Below are 12,688 nucleotides of genomic sequence, written 5' to 3' on the forward strand. Positions count from 1 at the left end.
ATGACCAAGCCCTATCTGGTGCATGACGCCGACAGACAGGAGCAGGACGAGGCCGAGCTGACCCCGGTCGGCTCCGATTTCATCCCGTTGTCCGATCCCGATATCACGACGGCTGAGATCGCGGCGGTGGAGGCGACGTTGCGCTCGCCGCGGCTGTCCACCGGGCCGCTCGTCGAGGAATTCGAGGCGGCGTTCGCCGCCTATCTCGGGCGCAAATATGCCATCGCGGTGCCGACCGGAACGCTCGGTCTGCTGCTCGTCCTGAAGGCGCTCGGGATCGGTCCCGGCGACGAGGTGATCGCGTCGTCCTACTCGTTTCGCGAGGTCGCGCACGCGATCAGCATCGTCGGCGCCAAGCCTGTCTTTGTCGATATCGACTACTATTCGGGCACGCTGGCGCCGAGCAAGATCGAGGCGCGGCTCACCGAGAAGACCAAGGCCATCCTGGCCGGCAACACCAACGGCCACCCGGCCAAATGGTCGGAGCTGCAGGCGATCGCGAAGGCGCACAATCTGGCCCTGATCGAGGACTCCACGGAAGCCATCGGCTCGAAATATCAGGGCGCGCTGGTCGGCACCTTCGGTGCCGCCTCGGTGTTCGACTTCTCGCAGCCGTTCGCGCTGACCTGCGGCGAGGGCGGCATGGTCGTCACCGACGATATCGACATTGCCGTCGCCGTCCGACGCCACCGCTCCCACCGCCTCGACGAGCGCGCCTCGGTCGTCGTCAACAGCAGCCCGTCGCACCAGGCCGTGATGAGCGACGTCACCGCGGCGCTGGGCCTCGCGCAGCTCCGGCGCATCGACGAGATCCTCGAGCGCCGCCGGCTGATCGAGCAGATCTATTACAGCCAGGTGCAGTCCTTCGAGGGCATCAAGGATCCTTATGTCGGGCCCGATGTCACCGAGGTGAACTGGTTCCTGTACCAGGTGCATCTGGGCACGCGGTTCTCGAAGTCGAGCCGCGACTCGATCGTCGAGGATCTCAGGGTCGAGCAGGTCGAGGCAGTGGCCTATTCCAATCCGCTGCACCTGCAGCGGCACTATTTCAACATGGGTTATCGGCGTGGCGACTGCCTCGTGACCGAGAAGGTCGCCGATCGCGTGGTGGCCCTGCCGTTCCACGTCCACCTGACCACCGACCAGATCGCCTTCATCGTCGCGACCATGAAGGATGCCTCGGTCAATGTCGGGGCGGGCGCGGCGATCTACTGACGAGTTCTGATCTCAAACTGGAAGAGGAGAATCCAAGTGGCGACATTGACGGTAATGCCTTCGGGCAAGACGATCGAGGTGGGCGAAGGCACCACCATTCTCGCAGCGCTGCTCGGCGCAGAGGTCGAGATCCCGCACAAATGCGAGGGCCAGGCGAAGTGTGGCTCCTGCCACATCTTCCTGCAGGAAGGGCGCAAGGGCGTGTCGAAGGTCTCCAAGCTCGAGAACGAGAAGCTGGATACCATCGTCGGCGTCGGATCGAAGTCGCGGCTCGCCTGCCAGGCGACGATCCTCGGCACCGAGAACGTCAAGATCGAGCTCCTGGGCTTCGGCTCGGGACTGTAACGGGAGGATCGCATGGACAACGTGACGCTTCATGTTCGCTTTGCCAATGATGGCACGGTGGCGGAGATCAGCGAGCGCCCGGTCGGCCTGACGCCGCAGCAATGGTTCGACAAGCTCAGCGAGGCGATCGGCATGAAGGCCTATCAGACCTTCGCCGGCGGCCGCGGCGTGTTCAAGGTGGCGCGCGATCAGATCGAGGCGCTGAAGACCGCAGCCGTCTCGTGACGGCTGAGTTGCAGACGTTCGGCTGAAGCGGCGGCACGATGACGGATACAGCGCAGGATTGTCGATTCTTCGTCTCGTATACGGGCGTCAAGCTGCCGCTGCGGCTGGTCACGGCGATCGCGCCGGAGCAGCTGTCGAACCGCAATACTTTCATCCGTGGCTACTACGATGCCGCGGGGGCGCTGACCGGTTTCGACAAGGTCGTCTATGGCGAGATCGAGCTGACCCATCGCTACAGCTACCATCCCAACGGGACGCTGCGCCGGGCCGATATCGTGATGCTCGATGAGGAGCCGGCGACGCTGAATTTCGACGAGAATGGCGTGGCCCTGACCACGCAAGATGCTGCGTGAGGAGGGGGGCTCGTGACCGTTGCCAAGCTGATCGAGGCCCTTGCCAGCATGCCCAAGGACGCTATCGTGCTGATGGACAGCGGCGCCGGATTGTCGCGGGTCGACGCGCTGGAGCTCGTCGACGAGCAGGGACCCGGCGCCCCGGCTGAGGTCATCCTGCAGCCGAGCTTGGACGAGTAGAGACAGGAACGGCCGGATGGCGGATGCGGGCACTTCGGAGACCGGGACGGCGGAGGCAGGACCGGTCGTGACACCCTATGAACGCATCGGCGGCGCGGTCGTGGTCGATCGCCTGGTGGAGTCGTTCTACCATCGGATGGACACGCTGCCGGAGGCGAAGAACATCCGTGACATGCACGGCACCAATCTCGGGCCGATCAAGCACATCCTGAAGCGCTATCTCTCGGAGTGGCTCGGCGGCCCGAAACTCTATTCGCCGGAGAAGGGCCATCCGCGGCTGCGCCAGCGCCACATGGGATTTGCCATCGGCAATGCCGAGCGCGACGCCTGGCTGCTCTGCATGCGCGGCGCCCTCGAGGAGACGGTGGCCGACGTCCAGGCGCGGCAGGACGTCGACGCCGCCATGACCAAGCTCGCCGACTGGATGCGCAACCAGGCCGGCAACCCGCACGATGCGCGCGCGGCACGGCCGTGAGTTGATTTGCGGTAGTCGAAATAGAGTTCATCCCGGCAGCGATGAGACGACGAACTGCGGTGCCGGTGAATGCGCCCTCTCCCCTTGCGGGAGAGGGCTTGTAGAACAGAGCGACATACGCGGTCGGGTGAGGGGTATGTCTCCACGAGCCTTGTTTGCGGAGAGATACCCCTCACCCGACCGAGCGCGCGGATGGGCCGGAGACGCCCTCTCCCGCAAGGGGAGAGGGCGCTGTATTGCGCGGGCTCACGCTGGGCCAGCTATACCTGATCTGTAGGGCGGGCAAAGCGAAGCGTGCCCACCGCAACTCGATCAGCTCGTCCTATCGTTGGAATGGTGGGCACGGCGAGCTTCCGACGGCGCAAATTCACGGCCGCCGTTGGCGCCTTTGCCCACCCTACGCATCAGCTATGCATCTACCAACTAATACAACGGCACGCCGAAAAAATTCTCGTCGTCGCCGCCCCAGGCGCGGTGCAGGGCCAGGGCGTTCTGCCACTGCGCCATCTCGGTGTCGCTGGCGTTGCGATGAGTGATCCTGCCGTCCGGATTCTCGGCGAGCAGAAACGGCTTGCCGTTGCGGATGAAGCGGTTGAGGTCCTTGGTGTCGTTGGGCCGCACCACGCAGCGCGGCCGCTCGTCGATCAGGATGGTGGTCGGCAGCATCGCGGCGTCCTCGATCCAACCTCACATCAATCCATCGGCGGACCCATGTCGTCGTCGGCCTTCTTCTTCTTTTTCTTGTCGACCTTGGCGAGCGCGTAGGCGCCGGCGTTCTTCAGCGCGATCGGCGCCTGGCCGACGACATATTGCGAGATCCAAGCGAGCGTCCGCTGATGCGCGAGCGCGGCCGCGGCCTCGTCACGGCTCTCGCCCTCGCCGTCGAAATCATGCGCGGCGCCGGGGTAGGAGAAGGCGCTGACCTCGGGATGATAGGCGCGGAACATGCTGACCGCGGTGAACGGCACCACCGGGTCGGCCTCGCCGAAATGCAGCAGCGTCGGGACCCTGCGCTTGGGGCCGGCCGCATCGACCACGCCGGTCGCGTAGTAGCTCACCGCGCAGGCGAGGCCGGAGACGCGGTTGGCTGCGTCATAGGCGAGGCCGCCGCCGGCGCCGAAGCCGACCACGGCGACCTTGCCGCATTCCTTGACGCTGTCGACCGTGGACTGGATCTCGGCGAGCAAGGGCGCCGCCGGATCCTGCACCGCTGCGGCCGGCTCGCCGTTGGCAGCGGCCTCGGAGGTCGCGGGAGCGGAGAGTTCCGGCGCGATCACGACATAGCCGCTCGCTGCGAAGGCATCCGCGACCTTGCGCAGCTTGCCGGCGGCGGTACCGCCGTCAGGCAGCACCACGATGGCGCCCTTCGGGGTCTCGGCGGGATCGGCGCGGAAGGCCTGGAACGTATGTCCGTCGTTGGCGGTCAGCCTGATCGTGCTCTCGGTCGGCATGCGATGCTCCTGTCTCTGTTCGGCTCGGCCAAAGCAGCTGCGCGTTACAACAAGCCCAGCTCGAGCGCCGTTTCTTCGGACATCCGCGACTTGTCCCACGGCGGCTCGAACACCAGCGTCACCTTGACCGACGTGACCCCGTCGACGGCCTGCACGGCATCCTCCACCATGCGGACGATCTCGCTCGCCACCGGACAGCCGGGCGCCGTCAAGGTCATGTCGATCTCGACCGCGCCGCCGCCGGCATGCGCGATCCGATAGACCAGGCCGAGGTCGTAGACATTGACCGGAATCTCCGGGTCATAGACTGTCCGCAACGCGGCGATCACGCTTTCGGCGGCATCCTGCGAGCCGGTCGATACGGCGCTCTGCGCCGGGGAAGGAGGGGGCGCGGCGTGCATGGTCATCATGCGTTGGTTCCTCTCATGGTCCTGGTTCGCACCGGGGGATGATCGATCGGAGTCGTGTCCATATTGCGCTGTGGATCATGCATGGCTGTGCCTCACTCCGACCCTAGGCCGTCGGCGAGCGCGGCGACGACCGGCCATCCGACGGCGCCGGTCGGATCGAGCCGGCGCAGCGCGGCGAGCATCTCGACCGCACTGTCAGGGTCGTTCTTGCGCAGATGGATGAAAGACAGCGCCTTCAACGTGTAGAGCGCGAAGCGGCCGGCGCCGTCGGGCAGCGGATCGTGTGGCACCCATTGCCGCCAATCGGAGGACCAGCCGGCCTGACGCGCGGCCTCGGCGAGGCCTTGCTCCGCCACCGCCTTGGCCTCGTCGAGATGGCCCTGATAGGTGTGAATCTTATAGAGGCAGAAATAGGTCGGCAGCTCGTGCGGAGCCGCCGCCAGCGCCTGGCGAAACAGCCGGTCGGCCCGCGCGTGATCGCGCCGGTAGGCCGCCACGCCCTGCTGCAACAGCGCATCGATCTCTTCCGGCAGATCGCCGAAGTTGATGGTGTCGGGTTCGCTGACGAGTTCGAGCATCTGCATTGACCTCGATCAAATCATTGCAAGACGCGGACCGTTTTTACGCAGACGCAGCAGAGGCCATCGCAGGGGCTTGGCAGGCCAAAGACGGGGCCGATGTTGCATTTTCAACGCCGGCGCGGCGGTGCGCGCGCGCCGATGTCGCAAAGTCGACGCGTCCAGGGTTTGTTTTGGCGCAGACAAGCTGTCGAACGCCGAAGCGACGGCGATTGTGGCTTGCGAATGACTGGTTCGGAGCTTGCATGACGCCGTCATCAATCCAGCGGGAGTACCAGCGATGGCGATGGCAGCAACTGATATCGAACGTCTGATCAAGGAGGCGTTCCCGGATGCAGTCGTCGTGATCGAGGACCTGGCCGGTGATGGCGACCATTATTCGGCGCGCGTCACCTCACAGGCTTTCGCCGGGAAGAGCCGGGTGCAGCAGCATCAGCTGGTCTATTCGGCCCTCAAGGGCCAGATGGGCGGCGTTCTGCATGCGCTGGCGCTCGAGACATCATTGCCGAAATGACCGGTGCTCCCGGATCGATCGGTCGCATCCAGGGATGAAAGGATCAAGTCAATGTCGACATCCGAACGCATTCAGAAGCTGATCGACAGCAATGATATCGTTCTCTTCATGAAGGGCGTGCCGACGGCGCCGCAATGCGGTTTCTCCGCGGCTGTCGCGCAGATCCTCGCCAAGCTCGACGTCGCTTACGAGAGCGTCAACGTGCTGGCCGATCCCTTCATCCGCGAGGGCATCAAGGAATTCTCCAACTGGCCGACGATTCCGCAGCTCTATGTCAAGGGTGAGTTCGTCGGCGGCTGCGACATCGTGCGCGAGATGTTCCAGGCGGGCGAGCTCGCGACCCTCTTGGCCGACAAGGGCATCAAGGCGCCGGCGTCATGAGCGAGACGGATGTCGCCGAGGCGGATGACGATTTCGAGATTCCGCAACTCTACAAATATCACGCCTTCGTCTGCCTGACGCAGCGTCCGCCCAGCCATCCGCGCGGCAGCTGTGGTGCGCTCGGCGTACAGCCGCTGTGGGACCGGTTGACGAAGACCATTGAAGCACAGCGGTTGACGGACATCGGCGTCACCGCCGCCGGCTGCTTCGGCTTCTGCAGCGCCGGGCCGATGATGGTGGTCTATCCCGACGGCATCTGGTATCGGCCGACCAAGCCGGAGGATATCGACGAGATCGTCGAGTCCCATTTCAAGCAGGGCAAGCGCGTCGACCGTCTGGTGATGGTGCTGAAGCGCTGAGACGACAATACCGGAGCCGCTCAGCGCGGCTCCGGGCACGGTGTCGATGGGGCGGGGCGCGTGCAGCCCTGGACAGCCTCCAGATCCTCGTCGCGCTGAAGCAGCGATAGCACAGGCTCGCGATCGAAGCCGGCACAGCATTGGCCGTCGGCTTCGATCAGGGGCCTGCGGATCAGCAACGGATCTTCCAGCATCAGATCGATCGCGGCGACGGCCTCGACCGTCTCGGGCTCGATCTCGCCGGATTTGACGCGGGGCGAGGCCGGGTTGAACCAGGACCAGACCGGCGTTCCGCGGAAATACGCCCGCAGCCGTTCGCCGGTCCAAGGTTCGGTGAGCAGATTCCGGGCTTCGACCTCGTGGCCGGCGCGCGTCAGCATCAGCTTCTGACGCGCGTTGGTGCCGCAGCCCGGCTTCTCGTAGAAGACGACGGTCGTCACGTCAGAGACCGCCGAGCTGGACCAGTTGCGCCCCGCCGGCGCGGCCGAGAATGGTGTCGACCTTCTTGCGCACCGACTCGATCGTGAGCGGCTTGACGACCGCGCCATGCGCGCCGGCCTTCAGCCCCTCGATCGCGACAGCCTCGTCGGTCTTGGCGGTCACGATCAGGATCCGCACGCCCTTGAACTTCGCCAGGATCTCGCGGACCAGGTCCGGGCCCCGCTGCTTCAGGAACGAGACGCCGAGCAGCACCACGTTCGGTGCAAGCCAGTCGACGCCCTTCTCATAGGCTTCCTCCGGCGTGGCGAGCTCATGTGTCTCGATCTCATCGTGCAACATGAACTGCAGGGCGGCGCGTGTGATCTCGTCATCATCGATCACGAACACCCGCCGCTGGTCCACCGCTTTCGCCGTTTCAACTCCGATCTGCATGGCATCCTCCTCAAACCTTGGCCGCAAGGCTGCAGAGGATGACCTAGCAAATCTCGTTCCGTGCCCCGCCGCGTTGGAAAGTGGCCTTTGTTGTGTCGTTTCGGACAGCGTGGCGCGTCATCGGATCTTGCGAAACATTCCGATGTCGGGTTTGCAACAAGCTGCGATCGGCTGAAGATCTCTCCTCATCTCCTTCAAAACACGGCCGTTTTCATTGTTCGCGGTCGCTGGCACAGCCGTTGCAAAACCGCTTGCCAGGCAATGGTTGAGGGCTGAGTGCACGCCGACGCTTCGGACGAGCGATGCGCTCCTTCCCAACAACCCGTCTGCCGGTTCGGACACATGAGAGGACGCGGTCACGCCACGCGAGACGCGGGCGCGACATTGGCAATCGGTTGATGGAGAGCAGAATGGCATCGCTGCGACAAATCGCATTCTACGGCAAAGGCGGCATCGGCAAATCGACGACGTCGCAAAACACCCTGGCCGCGCTGGCCGAGATGGGTCATCGGATCCTGATCGTCGGCTGCGACCCCAAGGCGGATTCGACCCGCCTGATCCTGCACGCCAAGGCGCAGGACACCATCCTCAGCCTGGCCGCTGCCGCGGGCAGCGTCGAGGACCTCGAGATCGAAGAGGTGATGAAGGTCGGCTATCGCGACATCCGTTGCGTCGAGTCCGGTGGCCCGGAGCCGGGCGTCGGCTGCGCCGGCCGCGGCGTGATCACCTCGATCAACTTCCTGGAAGAGAACGGCGCCTATGAGGACATCGACTACGTGTCCTACGACGTGCTCGGCGACGTGGTCTGCGGCGGCTTCGCGATGCCGATCCGCGAGAACAAGGCGCAGGAGATCTACATCGTGATGTCCGGCGAGATGATGGCGATGTATGCCGCCAACAACATCTCCAAGGGCATTCTGAAATATGCGAACTCCGGCGGCGTGCGCCTCGGCGGCCTGGTCTGCAACGAGCGCCAGACCGACAAGGAGCTGGAGCTGGCCGAGGCTCTTGCCAAGAAGCTCGGCACCCAGCTGATCTACTTCGTGCCGCGCGACAACATCGTGCAGCACGCCGAGTTGCGCCGCATGACCGTTCTGGAATATGCGCCCGACTCGGTCCAGGCCGGCCACTACCGCTCGCTGGCCCAGAAGATCCACGTCAACGCCGGCAAGGGCATCATCCCGACCCCGATCACGATGGACGAGCTCGAGGACATGCTGATGGAGCACGGCATCATGAAGGCGGTCGACGAGAGCCAGATCGGAAAGACTGCCGCCGACCTCGCCGCAACGGCTTAAGCAGTCTTGGTACCGGCCTTCCTCCCGTCGGAAGGCCGGTACCTCTTCTCATGTCCCATCCGCAGGCCGCAGGAGATCGCGCTATGGCAATCGCAATCGTGGACATCTCGCAAAGCGTTGCTGCCGGCCTGCAACCACCGCCGAATGACGGCGGCTTCGACGACGACAAGCGGCAGCGTGGCCGCCAGATCTACCGCCTGCTGACAGGCACCAATCCCGGCGATGCGCTGATCGAGAGCGATGCGAGTTTCGATCGCCACGTGATGGCATCGATCCTCGCCGTGTCGGCGATGGAGCATGGCGCGCTCGCGGAGCGCGCAGGACTTTCGACCGTCGAGCTGATCGCGCTGCTGGCCCAGCTGTTTCCGGCCGCCGCGATCGACTCCTCATGGCTGCCGATCAACGGTGCCGCGCCGGCGCCCGATGACGACGAGATCGCCATGGTGCGCGACCTGCTCGCGGCCCAGCGCTCCACCGACGGCGACGTCAGCCGCTGGCTCGCGGCCATGGTGGCGCGGCGCGCGATGGAGCCGAACCATCTCTGGGAAGACCTCGGCCTGCGCGAGCGCTCCGAGCTGTCGCGGCTCCTGTTGCGCCACTTCGCGCCGCTGGCCAGCCGCAACACCCGAAACATGCGCTGGAAGCGCTTCTTCTACCGCATGCTGTGCGAGGACGACGGCTTCGTGATGTGCACGACGCCGGTCTGCACCCAGTGCAACGATTTCCAGCTCTGCTTCGGTGAGGAGAGCGGTGAGAGCCGCATGGCCGAGCGGAGGCGCGAGGTCGCGCTGCAGGAGGCGGCTGCAGGCGCGGCCATGTGAATTCGAGGATTGCGACGATGTTGATGGAAGCCCAGCTCGGATCTCCCTGCAACGGCGACGGCGGCCCGTGCCCCGCGGCCGATACCTGCGAGGCGGGCGAGACGCTGATGCGCCGGTGCGCGGACGCGCTGCGCGAGGCAGGGCTCCGTCCGACCCAGCAACGCCAGCAACTGGGCCGTATCCTGTTCGGAAATGGCGATCGTCACATCACCGCTGACGTGCTCTATGCCGAGGCGGTCGCGACCGGCATGAAGATTTCGCAGGCGACCATCTACAACACGCTCAATCAGTTCGTGGAGCTGGGGCTGCTGCGGCAGATCGGGGTCGACGGCTCCCGGTCGTTCTTCGACACCAACACCACGGTGCATCCGCATTTCTTCTATGAGGACGAAGGCGAGCTCGTCGACGTGCCCGAGCACGTCGTGTTCGACCAGCTGCCCGAGCCGCTGCTGGGCTACGCCATGGAGCGGATCGACGTCGTCATCCATCTCCGCCGCAAGCGCAACGCCTGACCGGCCGGCCGCCGCAGCCGCGATGCTGCGCGCACCCCCGCCATCCTCCACGTTGGATTTCCGACCCTGTTGCGAATCCGACAATCCGGGTCGGTGGCTAAAAATAACGAATATTCAATTGATTAGGGGGTGGCCGGGCGGTGGCATGGCCGTTGCTGAGTAACCTGCAGGCCGCGATCGAGCGTCATGCTTCTGGCGGCCGTCACAGGTTGCGACGGAGCAAGTGAATGCCTGACGTCTCCGGACAGCGCGGGCCCAGGAATGCCCGAGATGCCCGCTCATCCCACGGGAGCATCGTTTCGGCGAGCCCGATGCCCCGGGTCATCCTGAACGACACCACGCTCCGCGACGGCGAGCAGGCGCCGGGCGTCGCGTTCGCGCTCGGAGAAAAGGTCGCGATCGCCCGCGCGCTGGCGCGGGCCGGTGTCCCGGAGATCGAGGCGGGAACGCCGGCGATGGGCGCCGACGAGATCGCCGCCATCAGGGCGATCGTCGAGGCCGGCCTGCCGGCGACCATCATCGGCTGGTGCCGGATGCGCGAGGCGGATGTCGATGCCGCGATCGCCGCCGGCGTATCGATGGTGAATGTCTCCATCCCGACATCGGACATCCAGATCGCCGCCAAGCTCGGCGGCGGCCGCAGCGCCGCGCTGGAGCTGCTCAAGCGCGTCGTCGGCTATGCACGGAGCAAAGGATTGGCCGTTGCGGTCGGTGGCGAGGACTCTTCGCGCGCCGATGTCGGATTCCTGGCCGAGGTGATCGCGACCGCGAAATCGCTCGGCGCACGGCGCTTCCGGGTCGCGGATACGCTGAGCGTGCTCGATCCCGACGCGACGTTTGCGCTCGTCAGCGCGTTGCGCGCGACCACCGATCTGGAGATCGAGTTTCACGGCCATGACGATCTCGGGCTTGCCACCGCCAACACGCTGTCGGCCGTCAAGGCCGGCGCGACGCATGCGTCGGTCACGGTGATCGGCCTCGGCGAGCGAGCAGGGAACGCGCCGCTGGAGGAGGTCGCCGTCGCTCTGCAGCAGCTCTACCGGCGCGAGACGGGCATCGTGCTCGCCGAGCTCGATCGCGTCGCGAACGTCGTCGCAGCCGCCGCAGCGCGGGTCATTCCGCTGAACAAGGCGATCGTCGGCGAGCATGTGTTCACGCACGAATCCGGCATCCATGTCGATGGACTGTTGAAGGATCAGCGGACCTATCAGGCGCTCGATCCGATGCTGTTCGGCCGCTCCAACCGGATCGTGATCGGCAAGCACTCCGGCCTGTCGGCGATCACCTCGCTGCTGTCGGATCTTCGCCTGCCGGCAAGCGCCGACCAGGCCCAGCGCATTCTGGCGCGCGTGCGCAAGCATGCCGTCGCCCACAAGGGACCCGTGCCGAAGGAGGCGGTCGCCGCCATTTGGCGCGAAGTGTGTGATCACCCGCTCGCGAGCTTTGCCTGATCATGAGCGATATCGTCGATACGCCGATTGCCAAGCCCGTCACCGCCGAGCCTGCGGCCCCCACGCTGTTCCGCCTGATCCGCGAAGACATCGGTTGCGTCCGCTCGCGCGATCCCGCCGCCCGCAGCGAGATCGAGACCCTGCTGACCTATCCCGGCATCCACGCGCTGATCTGGCATCGGCTTGCGCATCAGCTATGGATCCGCGGCTGGTGCTTTCCGGCGCGCCTGTTGTCGTGGCTTGGACGCTTCCTGTCGAATGTCGACATTCACCCGGGCGCCGAGATCGGCCGTCGCTTCTTCATCGACCATGGCGCCTGCGTCGTGATCGGCGAGACCGCGGAGGTCGGCGACGACGTCACGCTGTATCACGGGGTCACCCTGGGCGGCACGTCGTGGTCGCCGGGCAAGCGGCATCCCACGCTCGAGAATGGCGTCGTCGTCGGTGCCGGCGCCAAAATCCTCGGACCGATCACGATCGGGCCGCGCACCCGCGTCGGCGCCAACTCGGTGGTCATCCAGAGCACGCCGCCGGATGTGACGGTCGTCGGCATCCCCGCCAAGGTGGTGCGGCCGGAGTTCACGCATCGCCGCACCGTCGGGCGCATCGATCTCGATCATCATCTGATGCCTGATCCGGTCGGTGAGGCGCTCTCCGTGATGCTGGACCGCATCGAGTTCCTCGAAGCGCAGCTCGCGCATGTCCGCCAGAAGGTGCGCCAGGGACCGCCACCTCCGCAGCCGACCAGCGCTTGCGAGGTTGATCCAATTCTGACCCAAGGAGCAAAGCAATGACTGCGGCAACCCCGAATGTTCTGGATCAGCTGAAGCAGACGTCCGCGGCCGAAGAGTTCTTCAAGCTGCTCGACGTCGACTACGACCCCAAGGTGCTCAACGTCTGCCGGCTGCATATCCTCAGGCGGATGGGACAGTATCTCGTCAGCGAGGACTTCTCAGGGGTCTCCAACGAGGATGTCGCAGCCCGCTGCAAGTCGTTCCTGGAGCAGGCCTATCAGGACTTCACCGTCTCGACGCCGCTCGATCAGCGCGTCTTCAAGGTGCTGAAGGATGCGGTGGCGCCGCCGAAGCCTGCACCGAAGCCGTTCGTGTCGCTGACGACGCTCAAGTAAGACACGAACTGATGATGACACCTGGAAGCGGGGGGGGGGGGGGGGGGGGGCCGGGGGGGGGGGGGGGGTGTATCGACACGATCAGGCGCATCTGAGCCCTCACCCGGATTGCATCTGA

At 65.3% G+C, this 12,688-nt stretch carries 21 protein-coding genes; 15 read left to right on the forward strand and 6 right to left on the reverse strand.

Annotation, left to right across the window (positions count from 1 at the left end; translation table 11 throughout):
* Genes QQL87_RS34825 through QQL87_RS34850 form a run of 6 tightly spaced genes read left to right on the forward strand, consistent with a single transcriptional unit; the run spans position 1 to position 2,793 of the window.
* Positions 1–1,215 (forward strand): DegT/DnrJ/EryC1/StrS family aminotransferase, encoded by a 1,215-nt coding sequence (locus QQL87_RS34825; RefSeq protein WP_284423616.1) that lies wholly within the window; start codon positions 1–3, stop codon positions 1,213–1,215.
* Positions 1,216–1,251: 36 nt separating this feature from the next.
* Entirely contained in the window at positions 1,252–1,560 is a 309-nt protein-coding gene (locus QQL87_RS34830; protein WP_284423617.1) for a 2Fe-2S iron-sulfur cluster-binding protein, read from the forward strand.
* Positions 1,561–1,572: 12 nt separating this feature from the next.
* Positions 1,573–1,785 (forward strand): hypothetical protein, encoded by a 213-nt coding sequence (locus QQL87_RS34835; protein WP_284423618.1) that lies wholly within the window; start codon positions 1,573–1,575, stop codon positions 1,783–1,785.
* Between the two features lie 38 nt (positions 1,786–1,823).
* A complete protein-coding gene (locus QQL87_RS34840) occupies positions 1,824–2,138 on the forward strand; it encodes a DUF6156 family protein (protein ID WP_284423619.1) in 315 nt (104 codons plus the stop codon).
* Positions 2,139–2,150: 12 nt separating this feature from the next.
* On the forward strand, positions 2,151–2,318 hold the full coding sequence (locus QQL87_RS34845) for a hypothetical protein (protein WP_015665429.1): 168 nt from the start codon (positions 2,151–2,153) through the stop codon (positions 2,316–2,318).
* Positions 2,319–2,334: 16 nt separating this feature from the next.
* The gene (locus QQL87_RS34850) at positions 2,335–2,793 is read left to right on the forward strand and encodes a group II truncated hemoglobin (RefSeq protein ID WP_284423620.1); all 459 of its coding nucleotides are present in this window, start codon (positions 2,335–2,337) and stop codon (positions 2,791–2,793) included.
* A 423-nt stretch (positions 2,794–3,216) separates the two neighbouring features.
* Here QQL87_RS34850 and QQL87_RS34855 read toward each other — a convergent pair whose 3' ends face one another.
* From QQL87_RS34855 to QQL87_RS34870, 4 genes are all read right to left on the reverse strand, one after another.
* On the reverse strand, positions 3,217–3,459 hold the full coding sequence (locus QQL87_RS34855; RefSeq protein ID WP_284423621.1) for a hypothetical protein: 243 nt from the start codon (positions 3,457–3,459) through the stop codon (positions 3,217–3,219).
* A gap of 26 nt (positions 3,460–3,485) precedes the next feature.
* Positions 3,486–4,244 (reverse strand): dienelactone hydrolase family protein, encoded by a 759-nt coding sequence (locus QQL87_RS34860; protein WP_284423622.1) that lies wholly within the window; start codon positions 4,242–4,244, stop codon positions 3,486–3,488.
* A gap of 44 nt (positions 4,245–4,288) precedes the next feature.
* On the reverse strand, positions 4,289–4,651 hold the full coding sequence (locus QQL87_RS34865; protein ID WP_284423635.1) for an iron-sulfur cluster assembly protein: 363 nt from the start codon (positions 4,649–4,651) through the stop codon (positions 4,289–4,291).
* 95 nt (positions 4,652–4,746) lie between these two features.
* Complete coding sequence (locus QQL87_RS34870) at positions 4,747–5,238, reverse strand: tetratricopeptide repeat protein (RefSeq protein WP_284423623.1); 492 nt, start codon at positions 5,236–5,238, stop codon at positions 4,747–4,749.
* A gap of 274 nt (positions 5,239–5,512) precedes the next feature.
* Here QQL87_RS34870 and QQL87_RS34875 point away from each other — a divergent pair, with 274 nt between their 5' ends.
* From QQL87_RS34875 to QQL87_RS34885, 3 genes are read left to right on the forward strand one after another with little or no spacing between them, the layout of a single operon-like run.
* Positions 5,513–5,746, forward strand: a complete 234-nt coding sequence (locus QQL87_RS34875) for a BolA/IbaG family iron-sulfur metabolism protein (RefSeq protein ID WP_284423624.1) — start codon at positions 5,513–5,515, stop codon at positions 5,744–5,746.
* A gap of 51 nt (positions 5,747–5,797) precedes the next feature.
* The gene (grxD, locus tag QQL87_RS34880; RefSeq protein ID WP_284423625.1) at positions 5,798–6,127 is read left to right on the forward strand and encodes a Grx4 family monothiol glutaredoxin; all 330 of its coding nucleotides are present in this window, start codon (positions 5,798–5,800) and stop codon (positions 6,125–6,127) included.
* Complete coding sequence (locus tag QQL87_RS34885) at positions 6,124–6,486, forward strand: (2Fe-2S) ferredoxin domain-containing protein (RefSeq protein ID WP_284423626.1); 363 nt, start codon at positions 6,124–6,126, stop codon at positions 6,484–6,486. The genes grxD and QQL87_RS34885 overlap by 4 nt, the downstream gene beginning before the upstream one ends.
* Before the next feature lie 20 nt (positions 6,487–6,506).
* Here the strand turns inward: QQL87_RS34885 and QQL87_RS34890 are convergent, their stop codons facing one another.
* Positions 6,507–7,034, reverse strand: coding sequence for an ArsC/Spx/MgsR family protein (locus QQL87_RS34890; RefSeq protein WP_349817312.1), 528 nt, complete (start codon positions 7,032–7,034; stop codon positions 6,507–6,509).
* Positions 6,928–7,359 (reverse strand): response regulator transcription factor, encoded by a 432-nt coding sequence (locus QQL87_RS34895; protein WP_284423628.1) that lies wholly within the window; start codon positions 7,357–7,359, stop codon positions 6,928–6,930. The genes QQL87_RS34890 and QQL87_RS34895 overlap by 107 nt, the downstream gene beginning before the upstream one ends.
* Before the next feature lie 410 nt (positions 7,360–7,769).
* Between QQL87_RS34895 and nifH the strand changes: the two genes are divergently transcribed.
* The 6 genes from nifH to nifW all read left to right on the forward strand — a co-directional run bounded on the left by nifH (position 7,770) and on the right by nifW (position 12,570).
* Positions 7,770–8,657, forward strand: coding sequence for a nitrogenase iron protein (gene nifH / locus QQL87_RS34900; protein ID WP_284423629.1), 888 nt, complete (start codon positions 7,770–7,772; stop codon positions 8,655–8,657).
* A gap of 83 nt (positions 8,658–8,740) precedes the next feature.
* Positions 8,741–9,478, forward strand: a complete 738-nt coding sequence (locus QQL87_RS34905; protein ID WP_284423630.1) for a nitrogen fixation protein NifQ — start codon at positions 8,741–8,743, stop codon at positions 9,476–9,478.
* Positions 9,479–9,495: 17 nt separating this feature from the next.
* Positions 9,496–9,990, forward strand: a complete 495-nt coding sequence (gene irr, locus QQL87_RS34910; RefSeq protein ID WP_284423631.1) for a Fur family transcriptional regulator Irr — start codon at positions 9,496–9,498, stop codon at positions 9,988–9,990.
* 311 nt (positions 9,991–10,301) lie between these two features.
* Positions 10,302–11,441, forward strand: coding sequence for a homocitrate synthase (gene nifV, locus QQL87_RS34915; protein WP_284423632.1), 1,140 nt, complete (start codon positions 10,302–10,304; stop codon positions 11,439–11,441).
* A 2-nt stretch (positions 11,442–11,443) separates the two neighbouring features.
* Positions 11,444–12,235 carry a serine O-acetyltransferase gene (cysE, locus tag QQL87_RS34920; protein WP_284423633.1) on the forward strand — a complete coding sequence of 264 codons (792 nt, stop codon included), beginning with the start codon at positions 11,444–11,446 and terminating at the stop codon, positions 12,233–12,235.
* Complete coding sequence (nifW, locus tag QQL87_RS34925; RefSeq protein ID WP_284423634.1) at positions 12,232–12,570, forward strand: nitrogenase stabilizing/protective protein NifW; 339 nt, start codon at positions 12,232–12,234, stop codon at positions 12,568–12,570. The genes cysE and nifW overlap by 4 nt, the downstream gene beginning before the upstream one ends.
* Positions 12,571–12,688: the final 118 nt, after the last annotated feature.

This window comes from Bradyrhizobium sp. SSBR45G, assembly GCF_030159255.1.
Taxonomy (GTDB): domain Bacteria; phylum Pseudomonadota; class Alphaproteobacteria; order Rhizobiales; family Xanthobacteraceae; genus Bradyrhizobium.

What these genes read in the sequence shown, in the direction of transcription:
- QQL87_RS34825 (WP_284423616.1), top strand. Translation starts at nt 1, where the DNA reads ATGACCAAGCCCTATCTGGTGCATGACGCCGACAGACAGGAGCAGGAC.
- QQL87_RS34835 (WP_284423618.1), top strand. Translation starts at nt 1,573, where the DNA reads ATGGACAACGTGACGCTTCATGTTCGCTTTGCCAATGATGGCACGGTG.
- QQL87_RS34840 (WP_284423619.1), top strand. Translation starts at nt 1,824, where the DNA reads ATGACGGATACAGCGCAGGATTGTCGATTCTTCGTCTCGTATACGGGC.
- QQL87_RS34850 (WP_284423620.1), top strand. Translation starts at nt 2,335, where the DNA reads ATGGCGGATGCGGGCACTTCGGAGACCGGGACGGCGGAGGCAGGACCG.
- QQL87_RS34855 (WP_284423621.1), bottom strand. Translation starts at nt 3,459, where the DNA reads ATGCTGCCGACCACCATCCTGATCGACGAGCGGCCGCGCTGCGTGGTG.
- QQL87_RS34860 (WP_284423622.1), bottom strand. Translation starts at nt 4,244, where the DNA reads ATGCCGACCGAGAGCACGATCAGGCTGACCGCCAACGACGGACATACG.
- QQL87_RS34865 (WP_284423635.1), bottom strand. Translation starts at nt 4,651, where the DNA reads ATGACCATGCACGCCGCGCCCCCTCCTTCCCCGGCGCAGAGCGCCGTA.
- QQL87_RS34870 (WP_284423623.1), bottom strand. Translation starts at nt 5,238, where the DNA reads ATGCAGATGCTCGAACTCGTCAGCGAACCCGACACCATCAACTTCGGC.
- QQL87_RS34875 (WP_284423624.1), top strand. Translation starts at nt 5,513, where the DNA reads ATGGCGATGGCAGCAACTGATATCGAACGTCTGATCAAGGAGGCGTTC.
- grxD (WP_284423625.1), top strand. Translation starts at nt 5,798, where the DNA reads ATGTCGACATCCGAACGCATTCAGAAGCTGATCGACAGCAATGATATC.
- QQL87_RS34885 (WP_284423626.1), top strand. Translation starts at nt 6,124, where the DNA reads ATGAGCGAGACGGATGTCGCCGAGGCGGATGACGATTTCGAGATTCCG.
- QQL87_RS34890 (WP_349817312.1), bottom strand. Translation starts at nt 7,034, where the DNA reads ATGGCGCGGTCGTCAAGCCGCTCACGATCGAGTCGGTGCGCAAGAAGG.
- QQL87_RS34895 (WP_284423628.1), bottom strand. Translation starts at nt 7,359, where the DNA reads ATGCAGATCGGAGTTGAAACGGCGAAAGCGGTGGACCAGCGGCGGGTG.
- nifH (WP_284423629.1), top strand. Translation starts at nt 7,770, where the DNA reads ATGGCATCGCTGCGACAAATCGCATTCTACGGCAAAGGCGGCATCGGC.
- QQL87_RS34905 (WP_284423630.1), top strand. Translation starts at nt 8,741, where the DNA reads ATGGCAATCGCAATCGTGGACATCTCGCAAAGCGTTGCTGCCGGCCTG.
- irr (WP_284423631.1), top strand. Translation starts at nt 9,496, where the DNA reads ATGTTGATGGAAGCCCAGCTCGGATCTCCCTGCAACGGCGACGGCGGC.
- nifV (WP_284423632.1), top strand. Translation starts at nt 10,302, where the DNA reads ATGCCCCGGGTCATCCTGAACGACACCACGCTCCGCGACGGCGAGCAG.
- cysE (WP_284423633.1), top strand. Translation starts at nt 11,444, where the DNA reads ATGAGCGATATCGTCGATACGCCGATTGCCAAGCCCGTCACCGCCGAG.
- nifW (WP_284423634.1), top strand. Translation starts at nt 12,232, where the DNA reads ATGACTGCGGCAACCCCGAATGTTCTGGATCAGCTGAAGCAGACGTCC.